Origin of the sequence: Paraburkholderia sp. SIMBA_027 (genome assembly GCF_046535315.1) — a bacterium.
Lineage (GTDB): Bacteria > Pseudomonadota > Gammaproteobacteria > Burkholderiales > Burkholderiaceae > Paraburkholderia > Paraburkholderia tropica.
This window is the reverse complement of the sequence record NZ_JAWRWY010000841.1, coordinates 1-263: the sequence shown is the minus strand read 5'-3', so window position 1 is coordinate 263 and position 263 is coordinate 1. Positions and strand designations below refer to the sequence as shown.

Here is a 263-nt window from a genome sequence, read left to right as displayed (position 1 = left end):
CCATGGTTCCGGCGTAGAAATAGGGCCAGATGGCCTCGGCACCGTGGCGGGCTTCAGCCTTCACGAAAGCGTCGGCGACCTCGTCCAGCGCCGCTTCCCAGGAAACCTCCTGCCAGTCGCCGGCACCCTTCGCGCCCCTGCGGCGCTTCGGGGTCAAAAGACGACCGGGATGATAGATGCGCTCGGAATAACGCGCCACCTTGGCGCAGATGACGCCGGCGGTGTATGTATTGGCATTGGCGCCGCGCACACGGCCGATGCGG

Annotated in this window: 1 protein-coding gene; it reads right to left on the bottom strand. The window is 66.2% G+C overall.

Going from position 1 to position 263, the window contains the following annotated elements; all coding sequences use genetic code 11:
* On the bottom strand, positions 1–263 hold a 263-nt coding region (locus SB764_RS41440), incomplete at both ends, for a molybdopterin-dependent oxidoreductase (RefSeq protein WP_410866960.1).